Source organism: Dokdonella sp. GW821-FHT11D02 (assembly GCF_058808595.1).
On sequence record NZ_CM179520.1, the window covers coordinates 49,578 to 67,153 of the forward strand.

At 66.6% G+C, this 17,576-nt stretch carries 17 protein-coding genes and 1 riboswitch; of the genes, 8 read left to right on the top strand and 9 right to left on the bottom strand.

Features of this window, described 5'->3' with window-relative positions:
* Positions 1-151: 151 nt before the first annotated feature.
* On the top strand, positions 152-490 hold the full coding sequence (locus AC3QL3_RS00220; RefSeq protein ID WP_492896200.1) for a P-II family nitrogen regulator: 339 nt from the start codon (positions 152-154) through the stop codon (positions 488-490).
* A gap of 57 nt (positions 491-547) precedes the next feature.
* Here AC3QL3_RS00220 and AC3QL3_RS00225 read toward each other — a convergent pair whose 3' ends face one another.
* A complete protein-coding gene (locus AC3QL3_RS00225) occupies positions 548-1,105 on the bottom strand; it encodes a TMEM165/GDT1 family protein (protein WP_492896201.1) in 558 nt (185 codons plus the stop codon).
* Positions 1,106-1,198: 93 nt separating this feature from the next.
* A riboswitch (yybP-ykoY riboswitch) is annotated at positions 1,199-1,294 on the bottom strand.
* 71 nt (positions 1,295-1,365) lie between these two features.
* Here AC3QL3_RS00225 and AC3QL3_RS00230 point away from each other — a divergent pair.
* The gene (locus AC3QL3_RS00230; protein WP_492896202.1) at positions 1,366-2,958 is read left to right on the top strand and encodes a winged helix-turn-helix domain-containing protein; all 1,593 of its coding nucleotides are present in this window, start codon (positions 1,366-1,368) and stop codon (positions 2,956-2,958) included.
* On the opposite strand, the gene AC3QL3_RS00235 is transcribed toward AC3QL3_RS00230, so the two are convergent.
* From AC3QL3_RS00235 to AC3QL3_RS00250, 4 genes are all read right to left on the bottom strand, one after another.
* Positions 2,927-4,075, bottom strand: a complete 1,149-nt coding sequence (locus AC3QL3_RS00235; RefSeq protein WP_492896203.1) for a serine hydrolase domain-containing protein — start codon at positions 4,073-4,075, stop codon at positions 2,927-2,929. The two genes, AC3QL3_RS00230 and AC3QL3_RS00235, sit on opposite strands and share 32 nt — an antisense overlap.
* A gap of 84 nt (positions 4,076-4,159) precedes the next feature.
* Positions 4,160-5,230: a serine hydrolase domain-containing protein gene (locus AC3QL3_RS00240; protein WP_492896204.1), complete on the bottom strand. Its 1,071-nt coding sequence runs from the start codon at positions 5,228-5,230 to the stop codon at positions 4,160-4,162.
* Positions 5,231-5,373: 143 nt separating this feature from the next.
* Complete coding sequence (locus tag AC3QL3_RS00245) at positions 5,374-5,646, bottom strand: hypothetical protein (protein ID WP_492896205.1); 273 nt, start codon at positions 5,644-5,646, stop codon at positions 5,374-5,376.
* Between the two features lie 49 nt (positions 5,647-5,695).
* Positions 5,696-5,920: a hypothetical protein gene (locus AC3QL3_RS00250; RefSeq protein ID WP_492896206.1), complete on the bottom strand. Its 225-nt coding sequence runs from the start codon at positions 5,918-5,920 to the stop codon at positions 5,696-5,698.
* Positions 5,921-6,094: 174 nt separating this feature from the next.
* Here AC3QL3_RS00250 and AC3QL3_RS00255 point away from each other — a divergent pair, with 174 nt between their 5' ends.
* The 5 genes from AC3QL3_RS00255 (at position 6,095) to AC3QL3_RS00275 (ending at position 10,241) form a co-directional block, all read left to right on the top strand.
* Complete coding sequence (locus AC3QL3_RS00255) at positions 6,095-6,703, top strand: GNAT family N-acetyltransferase (protein ID WP_492896207.1); 609 nt, start codon at positions 6,095-6,097, stop codon at positions 6,701-6,703.
* 147 nt (positions 6,704-6,850) lie between these two features.
* Positions 6,851-7,516 carry a TetR/AcrR family transcriptional regulator gene (locus AC3QL3_RS00260; protein ID WP_492896208.1) on the top strand — a complete coding sequence of 222 codons (666 nt, stop codon included), beginning with the start codon at positions 6,851-6,853 and terminating at the stop codon, positions 7,514-7,516.
* Positions 7,517-7,565: 49 nt separating this feature from the next.
* Positions 7,566-8,135 carry an RNA polymerase sigma factor gene (locus AC3QL3_RS00265; RefSeq protein WP_492896209.1) on the top strand — a complete coding sequence of 190 codons (570 nt, stop codon included), beginning with the start codon at positions 7,566-7,568 and terminating at the stop codon, positions 8,133-8,135.
* Positions 8,125-9,105 (top strand): FecR family protein, encoded by a 981-nt coding sequence (locus AC3QL3_RS00270; protein WP_492896210.1) that lies wholly within the window; start codon positions 8,125-8,127, stop codon positions 9,103-9,105. Before AC3QL3_RS00265 ends, AC3QL3_RS00270 begins: the two co-directional genes overlap by 11 nt.
* A 188-nt stretch (positions 9,106-9,293) precedes the next feature.
* Positions 9,294-10,241 carry an alpha/beta hydrolase family protein gene (locus AC3QL3_RS00275; RefSeq protein WP_492896211.1) on the top strand — a complete coding sequence of 316 codons (948 nt, stop codon included), beginning with the start codon at positions 9,294-9,296 and terminating at the stop codon, positions 10,239-10,241.
* On the opposite strand, the gene AC3QL3_RS00280 is transcribed toward AC3QL3_RS00275, so the two are convergent.
* Positions 10,213-11,013: a helix-turn-helix domain-containing protein gene (locus tag AC3QL3_RS00280; protein ID WP_492896212.1), complete on the bottom strand. Its 801-nt coding sequence runs from the start codon at positions 11,011-11,013 to the stop codon at positions 10,213-10,215. The two genes, AC3QL3_RS00275 and AC3QL3_RS00280, sit on opposite strands and share 29 nt — an antisense overlap.
* Before the next feature lie 398 nt (positions 11,014-11,411).
* On the opposite strand from AC3QL3_RS00280, the gene AC3QL3_RS00285 reads away from it, so the two are divergent.
* Positions 11,412-15,395, top strand: a complete 3,984-nt coding sequence (locus AC3QL3_RS00285) for a S8 family serine peptidase (RefSeq protein ID WP_492896213.1) — start codon at positions 11,412-11,414, stop codon at positions 15,393-15,395.
* Between the two features lie 216 nt (positions 15,396-15,611).
* On the opposite strand, the gene AC3QL3_RS00290 is transcribed toward AC3QL3_RS00285, so the two are convergent.
* From AC3QL3_RS00290 to AC3QL3_RS00300, 3 genes are all read right to left on the bottom strand, one after another.
* Positions 15,612-16,499 carry an RNA polymerase sigma-70 factor gene (locus tag AC3QL3_RS00290; protein ID WP_492896214.1) on the bottom strand — a complete coding sequence of 296 codons (888 nt, stop codon included), beginning with the start codon at positions 16,497-16,499 and terminating at the stop codon, positions 15,612-15,614.
* Between the two features lie 85 nt (positions 16,500-16,584).
* Positions 16,585-17,001: a cupin domain-containing protein gene (locus AC3QL3_RS00295; RefSeq protein ID WP_492896215.1), complete on the bottom strand. Its 417-nt coding sequence runs from the start codon at positions 16,999-17,001 to the stop codon at positions 16,585-16,587.
* 67 nt (positions 17,002-17,068) lie between these two features.
* Positions 17,069-17,548 carry a carboxymuconolactone decarboxylase family protein gene (locus AC3QL3_RS00300; protein WP_492896216.1) on the bottom strand — a complete coding sequence of 160 codons (480 nt, stop codon included), beginning with the start codon at positions 17,546-17,548 and terminating at the stop codon, positions 17,069-17,071.
* Positions 17,549-17,576: the final 28 nt, after the last annotated feature.

The following is a 17,576-nucleotide window of genomic DNA, read 5'->3' on the forward strand; positions in this document are numbered from 1 at the left end:
CCGTTCCTTCGGCGCTGCGTCCCCAACGAGAGACAGTCTAGCCGGCGCGAATCGCAGCGCCAGCCGGCGGTTTCGGAACTTCGTGTAAGAAATTTCCTACACGGATCGATCCGGCTATAGTCGCCGCGACATTCGCAATGGGAATCGACCGATGCACATGGTCATGGCGATCATCAAGCCGTTCAAGCTCGACGAAGTGCGCGAAGCACTCGCCGAAGTCGGCGTGCAGGGCATCACGGTCACCGAAATCAAAGGCTTCGGCCGCCAGAAAGGCCATACCGAGCTGTATCGCGGCGCCGAGTACGTGGTCGACTTCCTGCCCAAGATCAAGATCGAGGTCGCGGTCAGCGACGACCAGATCGAGCGCGTGGTCGAAACGATCGCGCACACCGCCAACACCGGCAAGATCGGCGACGGCAAGATTTTCGTCTGGAAGCTCGATCGCGTGATCCGCATCCGCACCGGGGAACTCGATGCGGATGCGCTTTAGGGCCGGGATTGGGGATTGGGGATTCGATAAGAGCGCGAACGCGCCTCGCCATCGTCGCTAGCGCAGCACGATCCAAAGTCCCAATGCCGCGAACAACAGCGCAGCGCCCATGCGCGCTGCCTTCAGCGGCAACCGCTGCGCGAAGCGCGCGCCGAGCCAGACCACCGGCACGTTCGCCAGCAGCATGCCGACCGTAGTACCGACCACGACCTGCCACAGCGGGTGATACTGCGCGGCCAGCACGACCGTCGCGACCTGCGTCTTGTCGCCCATCTCGGCGAGGAAGAACGCGATCAGGGTCGCCAGCAGCACGCCGCGGCCGGCACCGCGCGCGGCGCCTTCTTCGTCGGCCTTGTCCGGGATCAGGGTCCAGGCGGCGACCGCGAAGAAGCTCACCGCGACGATCCACTTCAAGGTTTCCGGCGAGAGCCAGGCAGACACCAGCGCACCGACCGAGCCGGCGATGGCGTGGTTGACCAGGGTCGCCAGCAGAATGCCGATGCAGATCGGCCAGGGCCGGCGGTACTTCGCCGCTAGAATCAGGGAAAGCAGCTGCGTCTTGTCGCCGATCTCGGCGATCGCGACCGCGGCGGTCGAAACGAGCAGGGTTTGCATGAAAGCTCCGGCGGGCTGGGGCGAGTGGACACAATGATTCCGCACGTACCGCCCCGGCCCGGGTTGGTCAGTGAGAACCAAAGGTCTTGCCGGAAGATTGCAAGCAATCCTGCGCGCGCCATGGCGTGTTCGCCAAGTGTGTTGACGCGAGCGCCGTAGCGTTTCGCTGCGGCCGGCTACTCCCCAATGGAGCGCGCGCAGTGTAAGCGCGCGCCTGGCGGCGGGCAAGCGCCGGCGCCCATGGCATAGGATGCGAGCCGATGAATGACGCGCCCCTGCCGACCTACCTGCTCGACGATCTCCGCATCGATCTGGCGCGCCAGCGCGTAACGCGCGGAGACGGCGCGCCGCTCGAGGTGGCCGGTCTCAGTTTCCAGCTGCTACGTTACTTGGTCGAACAAGGCGATCGGGTGGTCGGCTTCGACGAGCTGATCGCGCAAGTGTGGGCACCGGCCGTGGTCAACGAGGAAACCGTGACCCAGCGCGTCAAGCTGCTGCGCCAGGCACTCGGCGACGATGGGCGCAATCCGCGCTACCTCCGCTCTGTGCGCGCTCGCGGCTACCAACTCTGCGTCGCGCCACGGCTGGAGCCTTCGGTCGCGCGCGCGCCGCGCGCACGCCATCGCGCGTATGCATGGGGCGTCGGCCTCGTTCTGGTCGCGCTGCTGACGGTTCTGAGCGTCTTCATTTGGCCTCGGCCGCACGCGCCGGTCGCCGCGGCCGACGCCCGCGAAGAACTGTTGCAGCGTGCGCGCTACTACGCCGGTATCGGCCAGAACGAGAACAACGAACGCGCGATTGCGTTGTACGAGCAGGCGCTCGCCGCCGATCCGGCTGATGTGATGGCCGGCATCGGCCTCAGCCGCGCGCTCAGCGCGCGCATGTGCCTGTACAACGGCGGCCCGGACGCGACCGCGCGCGCGCAAGCGCTGGCGGAAGCGGCGATCGCGCACGACCCGGGCGACGGCGCGGCACACAACGCGCTGGCCTATGTTTACGACTGCCGCGGCAACATCGACGCCGCCATCGCCGAGTACGAGCGCGCGTTCGCGCTCGATCCCGCCGAACGGGTGGACAGCCGCGCCTCCGCTGCGAATCTGTACGCGGCGCAAGGGCGGCTCGCCGCCGCGCTCGAAAACAACCTCACGGTCGAACGTTCCGGCGCGAATCTGCGTTTCCTCGACCTGCAGATCGCGCGCAATCTGGAATTGCTCGGCTTCGCTGCGGCGGCCGAGCAGCGTTACGCGAGAATCTTCCGCCTGTATCCGGACAACGTATTCGGCAACCTCGCCTGGCCGCGCTTTCTGTTCGTGCAGGGGCGCTACGCCGATGCCGACGCCGCCTTGGCCGAGGCCCTGCAGCGTCCGCCGCATCCGCAGCTGTTCCTGCTCGCCGGCGAACTCGCCCTGCTACGCGGCGAGCAGGCGCGCGCGGCGGACATGTTCGGCCGCGCCGCCGCGCTGCGTCCGCATCAAAGTCTGCCGACCAGTCTGAGCCGCCTGTACGGCACGCCGGCTCCCGACCGCGCTTGGCTTGGCGACCGCGCCGCCAAGATCGCCGCCGACGCGGCGGACCGGCCGGACGAATGGATCGAGATCGCCCTGCTGCGCGCCGCCGCCGCCGATCGTGACGGCGCCATCGCCGCGCTCGGCCGCGCGGTGGACGGCGGGTTTCGCGATCAGGCCTGGCTACAAATCTCGCCGTTGTGGCGCCCGATCGCCGGCGAACCGCGCTTTGCCGAGGTGATCGACCGCATCAGTCGTGCGCTGGCGGCCGAGCGCGCGCAGGCGCTGGCGGCCGCCTGGTTTCCGCAGGACCTGCTCAACGCGAACGCGGCAGTGCCGGCAAAATGAAGTCGCGGAACAGTTCCTGCGACTGCGCATGCGCGTTGCGCTGGTTGTAGGCGCGGCTGGTGATCACGGCGACGATTTTGCGCTCGGGCAGCACGAACACGTAGTTGCCGCCGTTGCCGCTCATCGCCCACACCGCGTGATCGGTGCCGTCCAGCGCGAAATGGAAGCGCCAGATCAGATAGCCGTACTCGGCGTCCTCGCGCGCCTGCGCATGCGGCGTCAGCATCGCGTCGATCCAACGCGAAGAGACGACCTGCCGCCCGTTCCAGCGACCGCCGTCGGCGAGCATCGCGCCGATCTTGGCGATGTCGCGGCTGCGATAGCGTGCGCCCCCGCCGCCCATCACGACACCATCGGGCGAACGGTTCCATTGCGAGCTGGTGATGCCGAGCGGCTTCTCTAATGCCTCGGCCGCGAACGCCGCCAGCGACTTGTGCGTGGCGCGCTCGACCACGGCGCCGGCGACGAAGCTGCCGGCGGTGCAATAGGCGAACGCGCGGCCGTAAGGACTGTCGGCCGGCTTGCTCATCCACGGCGCGAAACCCTTGATCGGCAGTTCGAGCGCGAAGCGCAGCCAGTTCTCGGTCACGTACATGCGTTCTTCGTTGCCGCTGGAAAATGCGTTGTCGTCGTCGCATTCCCACAGCGAACTCATGGTCAGCAGGTCTTCCAGGGTGAAGGCGTCCTTGCGCGGATCGGCGTTGCGCAGCGGCGCCAGATCGCGGAAGTAGGGATAGACCTTGGCCGACACGCCGGCGATCAGGTCGCGGTCGATCGCGGCGCTCGCCAGCACCGCGGTCAAGGTCTTGGTCGCCGAGCGCATGTCGTTGGGCGTCTCGCGCGTACCGCCGTTGAAGTAACGCTCGTACACCAGCCGGTTGGCATCGGCGACCACGATGCTGGTGATGCCCTTGAGATCCTGCGCGGCGATGCGGGCCGGGATCGCGCCGAGCTTGGCCGTGTCCCAGCCGAGCGAGCCGGCATCGGTACCGGTCCAACCGTCGGCGAGGGTGTCGGGAACTTGATAGGCGCTCGGTTCGGCCGCGGCCAGAGCGCCCGAGAACAACGGGCCGAAGAACAGCAGGCCGAACAACGCAGTCAGACCTCGGTATCGCATGACGCACTCCATCGGAAGGAGCGCCGAGTCGAGCGCAAACCGCAATGAAGTGCCGGAAATGCGAATGAAGAACTCTGAAGGCGCTCAATCGACCGCGTGTTTGGCGATACCGGCGACGAATTCGTCCAGATCGACCGCTGCGGTGTTGGCCAGCAGGATGATGGTGAGGTCCGGTTCGAACACGTGGAACAGCTGCGCCTGCGCGCCCATGATGCGGCCGGGGCGCTTGACCACGCGGCGCGGCACGCCACCGAGCTTGGTGTCGTAGGACCAGAGACCGTAGCCGTAGTCGTCGAGGCCGGGCTTGAACATCCGCTCGAGCGAATCGGCGCGCAAGAGTCGGTGACCGAACAGCGCGCGCGAAAACGTGGCCAGGTCGGCCGTGGTCGAGTAGAGCGCACCGGCGGCGTACCAGTTCTCCGGATAGACCGGCAGATCCGGCGACAGCGCCTTCAGGTCGTCGCGATAGAAATAAGTGTCGGCCAGCCCCGCGACGATGTCGCTTTGATGCAAGAAGCCGCTGTCGCGCATGCGCAGGGGATCGAGGATGCGCTCCTTCAGCACACGCTCGAACGGCGCGCCGTACAGGCGTTCGACGATCTTGCCGAGTACGACGTAGTCGCCGTTGTTGTAGTCGAACCGGGTTCCGGGCGGATAACGCGGCTCGCCGATGCAGAACATCGTCAGCAGCTGCTCGCTCGTGTAGGGCTTCTGATAGACGGGTAAGCCGTTGCGGATCGCATCGCCGGCATCGCCGACTTGGTCGAAATTCGGCAGGCCGGAGGTGTGATTGAGCAGCTGATGCACGGTGATCGTGTCGCCGCCGCGGCCCGGGTAGTCCGTCAGATACGTGCGGATCGGGCGTTCGAGATCGAGCTTGCCTTGCTCGTGCAGCTGCAGGATCAGGGTCGCGGTGAACAGCTTGGTGATCGAGGCGATCTTGTAGCGGGTCTGCGCGCGGTTGGGCTGCTCGAAGGGGATATTGGCCAGGCCGAAGCTGCGCGTGTAGTCCGGCTTACCGGGACGCACGATCCGAATCGAGCCGCTGAAGCCGTGCTGCTTCGCGTAGGTTTCGATGAAGGCGGCCGGCTCGGCGGCGTGTGCCGCGGCGGTGCCGGCGAACAGCAGGATCAGGAGCAACACAAGGCGTTGCATGGCGGACTCCGGGCGGGCGATGGCCGCTTAGGAGACGCCGTCCGGATTGTCGGTTGCATGGGCGAGGAGACTTCATCGCGCCCAAACGAAAACGACCACGCTGGGCGTGGTCGTTCGCTTCGAAACCGCTTCGAATGTGCCGATCAGCTGGCCGGCGCGTTGCGCACCGCCGACAAACCGTCAACCGCCTTGCGCGCCGCTTCGCCTTCGCGCCGGCCAATCTCGCGGGCGGTCACGGCCAGCCATTCGTTCGCGTTGGCCTCGCCGTCTTCGCGCACGCGGCGCTGGTACTCGGGCAGGAACTCGAGGAAGGCTGCTTCGAGAGACGCTTTCTGGTCCTCGTAGTGCCGGATCAGGGCGTTCTCGTCGTCGGCATTGATCAGGTCATTGGCACGCATTTCGGCCACGCTGGCCATGTAGACCTGCCGATCATCCTCGGGTCCTGCATTGCTCATCGCGGCGATCTCAGTTCTGGCCGATGGCTTGGCCGAAGCCGCCGCTGAAGCCCTGCGTGAAGTTGTCGAGGAACGACTTCTGCGCGTCCTGGCCCATGCCGGACTGGCCGAGCAGGTTGTTCAGCAGGCCGCCAGCGGCGCCGCCGAGCAAGCCGCCCAGCATGTTGGTGAGCTGGCCCAGCAGCGGTTTGACGATATCCATCAAGGGCTTGACGATTTGCGCAAGTTGAGTCATGGCCGTTCTCCTTAGCGAGGTCTGATTGAGAGCGGCTGCGTTCGCCGCGATACCGCCCGTACATGGACGTGTGTGCTAGTTTCCTCCGTGCCGGTCCAGCGTCAATCTAGGGCCGGCCCGACCTCGGGATTGCCCTAGGTTCGAGTGGGGCTTTTTATCGCTTATCAAACACAAATGGCGGCCGACGACTCCACTACCCGCGAGCTTTCGAGCCAGCCGACCGTGGCGCTCGGATCGTCAGCCGCATCGATTCTGCAGACACGACGTCTCCAGTTGTTCGACCTCGCCTATGCGCAGGCACTCGATCTGCTGCGCCTGGGGTTAGAGAGCCGCGTCGCACGGCACGTCCTCGATGCGCCGCTGAACACCCTGCGCGAAGTCGTGGGAATGATCGAGCAGACGCAACAGATCTATCGAGATCGGCCCGGACTGGGTATCTGGTACGCGACGGGCGCGCGCAACGAATTCATCGGCATCTTCTCGCTGGTGCCGAACACTGAGGTCGGCGAAGTCGAGATCGGCACGCGCCTGCTACCGCGAGCGTGGGGCCGTGGCTACGGGCTCGAAGGGGGTGTCGCGTTGTGCGAGTACGCTTTCAACCGCCTCGGCTTACCGAAACTGATCGGATCGTGCTCACCGGAAAACCGCTCCGTACCACCTCTGCTGCTGCGGCTAGGCTTCGAAGCAGAAGGCAGCACCACGCAGTTCGGCAAGCCGGCTCTGCGCTTCGGTCTGCCGCGGGAACGCTGGGCCGGTCCGCGCAAACGGCGACCCGAGCGCTGAGCCCGTCGATAGCCGTGCTTACCGTGTGACAGCACCTGCCGGCGAATTCGTCCCGGACGGGTAGGGTGAAGTCCGCGCTGCGGCGTTTGTGCCTTTAGCGGAAGGATCGCCAGCGGTTGGCGGTCACGCGAGGCGCACAGGAACCCCGTGGACACGATCGATATTCGGCTTGCAGACCTGACGGGCAGGGCCCGTATTCGTCACGCCGCTCTGCGCCTGTTCGGCGCCGACGGCTATGCCCAGACCTCGTTGCGATCGATCGCGCAGACGGCCGGGGTGTCCCTCGCCCTGATCGCGCACCACTTCGGCAGCAAACACCAGCTGCGCGACGCCACCGACGCCTGGGTGGTCGGCGCGTTCGACCAGGTCGCGCACGAGATCGAAGCCAGCCACGGCGAGCGTTCCAGCGAAGAGCGCTGCCGCGCCTTCGCCGATGCGATCGGCGAGCTGCTCAACGGCCAGCCCGAAATGCGCGCCTATCTGCGCCGCATGATCGTCGTCGACGGCGGCCCCAACGGCACCGCCCTGCTCGCTTCCCTGCTGGCGATCGCACGCGGTGTTTTCACCCGCGCGCCCAACCACGAAGCGGACCCCGCGCACCGCTCGCTGCAATGGATGCTGCTGATGCTGGGCCCGTCCTTGCTCGAGCCGGTACTGGCGCGCTGCGTGCCGGGCCTGTTCGCAGCGCCGCGCCCGGTGCGTCTGGACGCAGTGGCGCGCCCGCGCGCGGCCGAGCGCCCCGCCGTTTCCGCAGCGGGCGAGGCGCGTGCATTGCGCCTGGTCGCATCGACCGCGGAGCGCTGGCGTCATTGACACGAGCCTTCCTTCCCTCGATGGTGGCCGCCGGATTTCACTACGCAGCGTGAGCAAGGTCATGCCGCATACGCCGCGGCCACCGCAGTGGGGCGACAGCCACCGCATCGAGCATTTCGTGCGAGAACGCCGACAGCCTTTGCTGCGCTTCTTGCTGCGCATGAACGTCTCCGAGCCCGATGCGCAGGACATCGCTCAGGAGAGCCTGATGCGGTTGCTTCGCTACAGTCGCAGCGAACCGGCGGAGGCCTGGCAGGCGCTGCTGTATCGCATCGCGATCAATCTTTTGCGCGATCGTGCACGGAGTTCGGCGGCGGAGCGCGAACGCCGCTTGGAAATGGTCGAACCGAACGAAGCGCCCTCGCACGAACCGTCGCCCGAGCAACACGCGAGCGATCGCGAAAGCCTGGCGCGCATGCAAAGCGCGATCGAGCAGTTGCCGCTGCGTTGCCGCGAGGCCTACCTGCTGCACCGGATCGAAGGCATGACCTACCCCGAAATCGCCCGTCGCAGCGGCGTATCCGCCAAGGCCGTCGAGAAGAGCATCTCGCGCGCCTTGCGCCTCTTGCGCACGTGGTTGGAAGTCAGTTCTGCAAGGAATCGAGAAGATGTCCTCTGATCGGATCGACGAAGCGGCGGCGCGCTGGCTCGCCCGGCTCCTCTCGCCGGACTGCAGCGAACGCGAGCACGAAGCGTTCGAAGCCTGGTGTGCGGCAGACCCGGCGCACGCTGACGCCTATGCGGCCGTCGCGCAACACCATTTCGAGGCGGCCGCGCTGAAAGACGACGAGCGCATGCGCGCCGCCGCGCGCGCAGCGCGCTATGCGACCAGCGCGCGCAGCGCGCGTTGGTCGGCGTGGCCGGAGCGGTTCGCCGCCGCCGCGTTGCTGATGCTGGCGATCGCGGCCGGCGTGCTGTGGATCGCCAATGGGCGCAAACCCGAACTCGTGCACTACGCCACCGCCATCGGCGAACAGCGTCGCGTCGAACTGGCCGACGGCACCGCGCTGCAATTGGATACCGACACCGACGTGCGCGTGCGGTACGCATCCGATGCACGCGAACTGACGCTCGAGCGCGGCCGAGTCCGCATCGACGTCGCGCCGGATGCGCAGCGGCCGTTCTCGTTGCGCAGCGGACGCAGCCTCGTGCGCGACATCGGCACGCAGTTCCAGGTCGCGCGCTACGCCGGCGAAGTCACCGTGACCTTGCTGTCGGGCATCGTCAGCGTGGCGCTGGCGGATCAGGCGGCGACGGAGCCGCGCGTGCTCGCGCCGGGTGAAGAACTGCGTGTGGAAGAACAGGGTGCGCTCGGCTGGCCGACGCGAGTCGATTTGCAGAATGCCTCCGATTGGACGCGCGGCGTGTTGACTTTCAAGGAACGGCGCCTGGGCGACCTCTTGGAAGAAATGAATCGCTATTCGGAAACCAAGATTCGTCTCGCCGATCCCGAACTCTCGGCGTTGACCGTCAGCGGCGTGTTCCGCGTCGGTGATCAGCATTCGCTGTTGCAGGCGCTGCAAACCGGCTGGTCGATCCGCGCGCGGCACGTCTCCGAGCGCGAGATCCTGTTGTTGCCGGCGAAGTAGGCCCGCTCGTTGCGGCGAGCTCGATTGCGAATCGGCATGACGTACCGCGCCTGCCGCGCGTGCACGAGCCGACGGCGCGCGGCGAAGCCGTCGCTGTAACGAACTCGAAGTGCGCGCGCCTTCGGGCAGTTGCGCAAACCTTCGAATCGTCCAAGCGGGCCGACCGATCGCGCGCCTAGCATCGGTCCATGCATACGACAACGAAATTCGCACGGCTTGCTGCCGCACTGCTCCTTTTCCTCTTGTTCGGCTGGGTCGCCTCGCCGGCGTTCGCCGAACCGGCGCAGCGCCCGGCCGGCGTCATCTCGCGCGACGTCACGATCCCGGCCGGCGAGGTCACCCTGGCCGGCACGCTGCATCTGCCGCCGGGGACCTCGGGCAAGATGCCTGCGGTGGTCATCGTGCACGGCTCCGGCCCGACCACGCGGGAGATGACCAGTTACTGGACCAACACCGTGCTGCAAGCTGGCGGCGTGGCCGTGCTCGTCTACGACAAGCGCGGAACGGGCCAGTCGACCGGCACCTATCCGAAGTGGGAGGTTCCGACGACGAGCAAGATGTTCTCGGACTTCGCCAGCGATGCCGAATACGCCGTGCGTTGGCTTGCCACGCAACCGCAGATCGATCGCACCAAGCTCGGTCTTATCGGAGGCAGCCAGGCCGGCTGGATCATGCCCGTCGCCGCGTCGCGAGAGCCGCTGATCCGCTTCTTGTTCATCGGCGAGGGCGTACCGCTGGCCGCCGGGATCGAGGAAGTGCACTCCGGTTACTTGGACGCGGTCGCCAAGTACGGAGAGACCCGTCCGACCCTGTCGCAGATCGCGGGTGCGGACATTCTCGCCGCGGATTTCACCGGCGAACGTGGCTTCGATCCCGCCGAGATCCTCGGCAAACTCGAGATTCCGACGATGTGGACCTTCGGCCTGTACGACGAGGCGATTCCGACGCGTCTGTCGATCGACCGCATCGGCCAATTGCAGAAAGCGGGACGCAGCAACTTCGACATCCACCTCTTTCCGTTCGGCGACCACAACTTCTACGACGTGTACAGCGGCAAGAGGTACGCCCTGGCCTCGGTGATTCGCGAGTGGCTGGATCGAATCGGGATTACCCGCCCGGTTCGTGCGCGGCCGTGACCGCACTCGGCGGCCGACCGATCACCACGTTGAAGCAGCGCGCCATATGACTCTGGTCGCAAAAGCCCGTAGCGGCCGCAACGTCCGCGAGCGATGACGCGCCCGCGCGGATCAGCAACAGGGCTTGCTCGACCCGTTGCCGGCGTGCGGTGGCTTGCAGACTCTCGCCGACGAAATGCAGATAGGCGCGCGCGAGCCAAGCGGGATGCAGATCGAGCTGCCGTGCGAGGTCGGCGGTGCTGACGGGACGCTCGGCCAACGCGCGTCGGGTTGCTTCCAGCCATCTCGGCTCCGGCGTCGGCGTCACGTTACGAGCGACCGCAAGGAAATGCGCGATCGATCGAGCCGCGTTGTGCGGCAGATCTTTCAGCTCCTTCAGCAGGACCTGAGCGCCTCGCGCCACGCTTCCGCCGCGCCAGATCCGGCTCGTATCGCAAGAGTCGCGCGGCGCACGCCCGCGGAGCAGCGTTCGATCGAACAGGATCGACAACGTTTCCAGGCCAAGCGGCCCGATCCGATTTGCGTGCGGCTCGAACGGCGGGTGATAGGCCACAGCCGGTCCGTCGATGTGCGCTTCCAGGTCTGTCAGCTGCTCCACGTAGCCGCCGCAGCGGTACAGCGTGAGACATGCCATGTCATGACCATGCGGCGCGATGTTCTGTCCGGAGGGATGCTCGACTCTCACGATGCGCAGGCCCGGCATCGCGCGGAGTTCGGTCTGGCGACCGTGAAATGTGGTGGCTTTTACACTGACGTTCACTGGGTTGCGCATTTCGAAGTAGCGAACTGTAGGCCACAATTTTCCGGCCTGTCGAAGCTTACCCCTCTTAGTTGTATCAGGCTGCGCGCTCGATCCCTCATCGCAGGTCGAGCGCACCGCGTTGGACGGATTTTGTGCATCGTTCCGCAGCCGAGACGAATGAGTCGAATCGTCCAGTCGACTGCGATCCGGCGTGCGAACGTGCAGTAGTGAAGAACGGCCTACGACGCCTATCGTCGTGAGTCGTCCGAGGGGCGGCTCGTCCACGGCGACATCGCCTGCTTCTTGCGAAGACCGTCACCCGACGACAGCACCGCACGCAGCCGCACAAGCGATTGCCGACCCTCGAGAGGCAGGCGGACCGTACGTTCGACGGTGCGCTTCGTTGCTCATCAGTCGGAGTACTTGCAATGCCCAGTAAAGGAACACCTTTCAGCACCGCGCTGGCGGCCGCGATCGCCGCGGTGATCGGCACCGCGGGATGGGTCGCCGATCCGTCAGCCGCCGTTGCCGCCCAAGGCCGGACTTTCAGCAGTCAGGAGGCGGCACGCAGCACCTACATCGTGCGTTTCAGCGAAGCGCCCTTGGCGACCTATGCCGGCGGCGTCGCCGGCCTCGCTGCCGCGCCGCGCACGAGCGTGAATGGACGTCCGGCGAAACTCGACGCGCGCGCGCCGCAGAGCCGAGCCTACGTCGCCTATCTGGCCGACAAGCAGCATGCCTTCCTGAGCACCGCCGGCACCGCGCTCGGACGTTCGCTGCAGGCGAAATTCAACTACACCTATGCGCTCAACGGTCTGGCGATCGAGGTGACCGCGAGCGAAGCCGCGGCCTTGGCCAAGCTGCCGAACGTGGTCTCCGTGCGCAAATCGCAGCTGCGCAAACTCGTCACCGACTCCGGCCCGGCCTGGATCGGCGCGCCGTCGATCTGGGACGGCACCAACACCGGCGGCGCACCCGGCACGCAGGGCGAGGGCACCGTCATCGGCGTCATCGACACCGGCATCAACTTCGATTCGCCGTCGTTCGCCGCCACCGATGCGAACGGGTACCAGCACGTCAATCCGCGCGGCGCCGGCAACTATCTCGGCACCTGCGCGACCGGCGGCACCGACGCCGGCAAGTGCAACGACAAGCTCATCGGCGCCTACACCTACATCGGCACGCTGCCGCCCGGCTCGCCCGACGTGGCGACCACGGCGACCGACCACCACGGCCACGGCTCGCACACTTCCAGCACCTCCGGCGGCAACCACGCGCAGGCGACCACCGCCGACGGCGCGACCGTCGCCGTTTCGGGCGTGGCGCCGCGGGCGAACCTCATCATGTACAAGGTCTGCTTCGCGCCGCCGCCGAATTTCCAGGACGGCACCTGCACCGACGACGCCACCGCCGCGGGCGCGGACCAGGCCGTCGCCGACGGCGTCGACGCGATCAACTTCTCGATCAGCGGCGGCACCGAACCGTGGGGCGACGACACCTCGATCGCATTCCGCAACGCGACGGAAGCCGGCATCTTCGTCGCGGTCGCGGCCGGCAACTTCGATACCGGCAACGCACCGCCCGGATCGGTCAACCATTTCGAGCCGTGGACGATCACCGTCGGCGCCTCGACCCACGATCGCTTCTATTCCAACAGTCACGTCGAAGTGCCGGGTCTGGGCACCCTGGCCGGCGCCAACGGCATCCTCGACGACAGCGAAACGCCGTCCTACACCGCTCCGATCACCGGCCCGCTCGTGGCCAGCACGGGCGATGCGACCGCGTGCACGACCTTCACCGCGCCGCCGAACACGCCGGCGAACTTCGTCGCCGTGATCCGCGCCGGCTGCACGTTCTCGACCCAGGTCAACAACGCCAAGGCGGCTGGCGCGGCGGCCGTGGTGATCTATCACATCCGTCCGGTCGCGCCGATCGTGATGTACATGCCGGGTACGACCATTCCGGGCATGATGATCTCGCAAGCGGACGGACAGGCGTTGACGACCTACATGCAGTCGCATGCGGGCGCGACCGCGACCGCCGACCGCACCACGCCGCCGACCTTCAACCACAATCCGGCCTACGCCGACATCATGGGCAGCTTCAGCCGGCTCGGCCCGGCCGGCGGCACCGCTTCGCCGCTTGACTTGCTCAAGCCCGAGATCACCGCGCCCGGCCTCAGCATCCTCGCCGCGGTTTCCGGACAGCCCGGCGCCTACGGCTTCATGCAGGGCACCTCGATGGCGACGCCGCACGTCACCGGTTCCGGTGCCTTGCTGCGCGCGTTGCATCCGGATTGGACGCCGATGGAGATCAAGTCGGCGCTGATGCTGACCGGCAAGCATGGCGTCAAGAAATTGAACGGCACCGACCTCGCCGATCCGTTCGATCGCGGCGCCGGCCGCACCGACCTGACCCGCGCGGCCGCTTCGCCGCTGGTGATGAACGAAACCGCGGCGAACATGGAGGCGGCCAACCCCGACGACGGCGGCGATCTCGCCGCGCTGAACGAGCCGAGTCTGTCCAAGGCCAAGTGCGCCGGCACCTGCACCTTCACGCGTACCTTCCGCAATCCGACCACGACGGCGCAGAGCTTCACCGCCGCGGTGCAGCCGACCAACGGCGGCACGCTGGCCGGAACCGTGGCGCCGGCGAGCTTCACCGTCGCCGCAGGCGGAACCCAGGCATTGACGATCACGATCGATGTCGGCACCTCGGCGCTGAACGCCTGGTCGTTCGGTGAAGTCGCGCTGACGCCGGCCGCTGGCGATGCCTTGACGTTGCCGGTCGCAGTCAAGAAGAGCGACGCCGTAGCGGTCGGTCCGCGCATCGACGTCACGCCCGTTTCATTGGCGAGCAGCCAAGCGCCGGGCGAAACGAAGACGCAGACGCTGACCGTGAAGAACACCGGCGATGCGCCGTTGACCTGGACCGTCGGCGAGCAGCCGGCCAGCGTGACTTTGTCGCTGGACAGCGTGGCCGACGGCATTCCCGCGCGTGAGCACACGCCGACCGGTGGCGAGGACGTCAACCTGCAGATCGACGTCGGTCTCGGCCAAAACGTGCTCGGTGTCGGGCCGGGCACGCCGATCATCTTCTTGAACCGCTTCACGCCGGCGGCGGCGGATCTGCCGTTCACGCTCGACCGCGTCGACGTGCAGTTCCTCGGTGGCCTCGACGGCGGCGGCAACGGCGCCGTGCTCGGCGAGAAGTTCGACGTCTACGTCTACCAGGACGACGACCAAGACCCGAGCAATGGCGCAACCGTGCTCGGCTCGGTCAAGAACGTCGCGGTGTCGGTGCTCGACACGGCGGTGCAGAACGTGCCCATCCCGAGCGGCATCGCGGTCAGCAAGGCCGGCGACGTGCTGATCGCGGTGGTCGCGCGCGATGCGACCGGCGGCAGCCCGGCCACCTTCGACGCCGGCCCGAGCACGGGCCGCAGCTGGCTCGGCACCGACTTCGACGCGACCATCGGCGATCCGCCGGACCTGTCCGCGCTCGCGCTGCAGAAGCCCGAAGACATCGGTATCGACGGCTTCAATCCGGCCAACTTGGTCTTGCGCGGTCACGGTACGCGCGGCTCTGCCGGAGTCTGCACCGCTCTCGCCGACGTGCCGTGGCTGAGCGCGACGCCGGCCTCGGGCACGTCGGCGCCGAATGCGAGCGGCAGCGTCGTCGTCAGCTTCGATTCGACCGGCTTGGCTGCGGGCAGCTACAGCGCGAACGTTTGCGTCAGCAGCAACGACACCGCAAAGCCGGTCGTCGCGGTGCCGGTCGCGCTGACCGTTACCGGCAACGATACGATCTTCAAGGACGGCTTCGATGCATCGGACGTTGGTCCGTTCGAGCAGCCAGTGAAAGATCCGAGCTTCGAAGCCACACCCGGCAGCACCGAGGAGAATCCGGACTGGACCGGTGTCGACGACAACGGCACGGGCACACCGTTCTATAGCGTCAGCGATCCTCTGGGACCCACCACTGATGCGCACACCGGCGACATCGTGGCCTGGGGCGGCGGTTGGGGCGAGGCGAGTAGCCAGCACTGGTTGCAGAGCGTGACGATCGCCAGCGGTGGTGCGCGCTATCTGAACTTCTGGCGCAGAGTGGGCGGCTTGCCGAGTGGCGGCACGGCGACGCTGAAAGTGTCCGTCGACGGAACGCAAGTTTGGACATTCGATGTGCTCGCTGCAGAAGCGGATAGCGCGTGGACTAGTGTGTCGATCGACGTCTCCAGCTATGCGAACGACGCAGCGCACGAGATTCGTTTCGACTACGCCGCAACCGGCAGCGACGATGGTGACGTCTACGTGGACGACGTCACCGTCGATGCAACCGAAGGGTCGAAACGTCCGACTGCGCCGCACCGGCCCATCGGCGGTTCCAACGCGAGCAAGACCAAGCATCGCTGAAATCAAGGCGCCTAAAGCGAGCGAGGACTTCGAACGAAGTCCTCGCTGGGTGGCCGAGACGAGCCGTCCGTCGAACAACGAAGGGCAGGGCGGAAGTCTGAGCGCATCGGTGAGTTCCCGCAGAGTGTCGGGGCGTTGCGTGCGTGCTTCTGAAAAGAAGCACGCACGCTTTTTTTGACGGCAAATCAGGATCGCTGCTCTCCGTCGCGCTGCGACCTATTGCAATGCGACTGTTTGATGCGCCGCGATACGCCGCAGCTTGTGCGGATTGCGCTGTACGTAGATGCGCAGCACGCGTTCGCCGTCGGTCTCGTAGGACTGCGCCGATTCGAGCTCGCCGCGCATGTAGCGCAGCACGCCCCAGCGGCCGTTGATCAGCACGAGCTCGCTGCGTACGTCGCGATCGGCGCCCAATGTCGAGGCATAGAACAGCTGGGCGATGCGCTGGCCGCCGACCATCGGCTTGGGGAAGCTGTTGACGATGCCGCCACCGTCGCCGATCAGTTCGGCCGACTCGGCCAGCATGCCTTTCAGCGCGGCGAAGTCGCCGCTCGACATCGCGTCGACGAAACGGCGCAGCAAGCGCCGATGCACGTCGTCGGAGACGGCGTAGCGCGGCTGCGCCTCGCGCAGCTGGCTCTTGGCGCGATGCACGATCTGCCGGCATGCCGCCTCGCTCTTGTCCAAGAGCTTCGCGATCTCGGCGTAGTCGACGTCGAACACCTCACGCAGCAGGAACGCGGCGCGCGCATCCGGCGCGAGCCGTTCGAGCACGGTCAAGAACGCGATCGACAGATCACTGGAGGCTTCCTGCAGCTGTTCCGGCGTGGCCGGGCCGTCGGTGAGCACCGGTTCGGGCAACCAGATGCCGCTGTACTTCTCGCGCTCGCTGCGCGCCTGGCGCAGGCGGTCGATGGCGCGGTGCGTGGTGGTGGTCACCAGCCACGCTTCCGCGTTCTCCACGCGCTCGACGTCGGCGTCGTGCCAGCGCGTCCACACGTCCTGCACCACGTCTTCGGCGTCCGACAGCGAGCCGAGCATGCGGTAAGCAGCCCCGAGCATGCGCGGCTGCAATCGGCTGAAGATTTGGATCGGGTCTTCCATGCGAACACCGGCACGCCCAATGTACACATTGTGGCACGCCGCCTAGTCCCTCATCGGCACGCTGGCGCGGCTGCGATCGAATCGATCATTGGGCCGGGATCAGCGCCGGCTTGCCCTGGTCTTTCAAGAGCACCGCAATGAACTTGGCCGGCTTGTTCTTGCTCGCGTTGCGTCCGACGGTGTGCAAATCCTGCGGGCCTTCGTGAAAGGTCTGGCCGGCTTTGAGAGTGACCGGCGTGCCGCCGGCGACGCCCATCACGATGGATCCTTCCAGCACGTAGACGAAGGCGTGCGCATCGTGGCGATGCACCGGATCGGCGGCGCCAGGCGGATACTCGACCAAGAGCAGGGTCACTTCCTTGCCCGGAAACTCCGGCAAGGCTTGTGTCATCAACGGCGTGACGACGGCTTCCGGCGCGTGCGCGGTGGCGGCGCGATCGGCGGCGACGGCGCTGCCGCAGCAGAGCAGGACGGACAGTCCGAGCAAACAGGTCTTGAGCATGACGATCTCCGAGTAGCGCGGTGGCGGGAAGGTCGAACGCCGCAGCGGGTGCTCGCTGCGGCCGGGTTCAGGCGAGCTGCGCCTTATCCAGGCCGAATTCCTTATCGAGCGTGCCGGGAACCGAGCGGAACGCGCAGTTGATGCGATTCCACGCATTGATCGACATGACCGCGTAGGTCAGGTCGGTGATTTCCTTCTCCGACAGCTGCGTGCGCACGCGTTCGTAGATGTCGTCCGCCACGCCCTGCGGCGGCAGCTGGGTCAGGACCTCGGTCCAGGCCAGCGCGGCGCGTTCGCGCGCAGCAAACAAGGTCGATTCGCGCCAGATCGCGACGTGGTGCAGGCGCAGCGGACGTTCGCCGCGCAGGGTCGCTTCCTTGACGTGCATGTCGACGCAGAACGCGCAGCCGTTGATCTGCGACGCGCGCAGGTTGATCAGGTCGAGGGTCGACTGCTCGATCGACGACTTGCGCACCTGCATGCTGAGTTCGATCAGTTTCTTGAACAGCTCGGGAGACTGCTGTTGGTAGTTGAGGCGCTCGCTCATGGACAACTCCTGGGGGACGAAAAGATCG

What these genes read in the sequence shown, in the direction of transcription:
- AC3QL3_RS00220 (WP_492896200.1), top strand. Translation starts at nt 152, where the DNA reads ATGCACATGGTCATGGCGATCATCAAGCCGTTCAAGCTCGACGAAGTG.
- AC3QL3_RS00225 (WP_492896201.1), bottom strand. Translation starts at nt 1,105, where the DNA reads ATGCAAACCCTGCTCGTTTCGACCGCCGCGGTCGCGATCGCCGAGATC.
- AC3QL3_RS00230 (WP_492896202.1), top strand. Translation starts at nt 1,366, where the DNA reads ATGAATGACGCGCCCCTGCCGACCTACCTGCTCGACGATCTCCGCATC.
- AC3QL3_RS00235 (WP_492896203.1), bottom strand. Translation starts at nt 4,075, where the DNA reads ATGCGATACCGAGGTCTGACTGCGTTGTTCGGCCTGCTGTTCTTCGGC.
- AC3QL3_RS00240 (WP_492896204.1), bottom strand. Translation starts at nt 5,230, where the DNA reads ATGCAACGCCTTGTGTTGCTCCTGATCCTGCTGTTCGCCGGCACCGCC.
- AC3QL3_RS00245 (WP_492896205.1), bottom strand. Translation starts at nt 5,646, where the DNA reads ATGGCCAGCGTGGCCGAAATGCGTGCCAATGACCTGATCAATGCCGAC.
- AC3QL3_RS00250 (WP_492896206.1), bottom strand. Translation starts at nt 5,920, where the DNA reads ATGACTCAACTTGCGCAAATCGTCAAGCCCTTGATGGATATCGTCAAA.
- AC3QL3_RS00255 (WP_492896207.1), top strand. Translation starts at nt 6,095, where the DNA reads ATGGCGGCCGACGACTCCACTACCCGCGAGCTTTCGAGCCAGCCGACC.
- AC3QL3_RS00270 (WP_492896210.1), top strand. Translation starts at nt 8,125, where the DNA reads ATGTCCTCTGATCGGATCGACGAAGCGGCGGCGCGCTGGCTCGCCCGG.
- AC3QL3_RS00275 (WP_492896211.1), top strand. Translation starts at nt 9,294, where the DNA reads ATGCATACGACAACGAAATTCGCACGGCTTGCTGCCGCACTGCTCCTT.
- AC3QL3_RS00280 (WP_492896212.1), bottom strand. Translation starts at nt 11,013, where the DNA reads ATGCGCAACCCAGTGAACGTCAGTGTAAAAGCCACCACATTTCACGGT.
- AC3QL3_RS00285 (WP_492896213.1), top strand. Translation starts at nt 11,412, where the DNA reads ATGCCCAGTAAAGGAACACCTTTCAGCACCGCGCTGGCGGCCGCGATC.
- AC3QL3_RS00290 (WP_492896214.1), bottom strand. Translation starts at nt 16,499, where the DNA reads ATGGAAGACCCGATCCAAATCTTCAGCCGATTGCAGCCGCGCATGCTC.
- AC3QL3_RS00295 (WP_492896215.1), bottom strand. Translation starts at nt 17,001, where the DNA reads ATGCTCAAGACCTGTTTGCTCGGACTGTCCGTCCTGCTCTGCTGCGGC.
- AC3QL3_RS00300 (WP_492896216.1), bottom strand. Translation starts at nt 17,548, where the DNA reads ATGAGCGAGCGCCTCAACTACCAACAGCAGTCTCCCGAGCTGTTCAAG.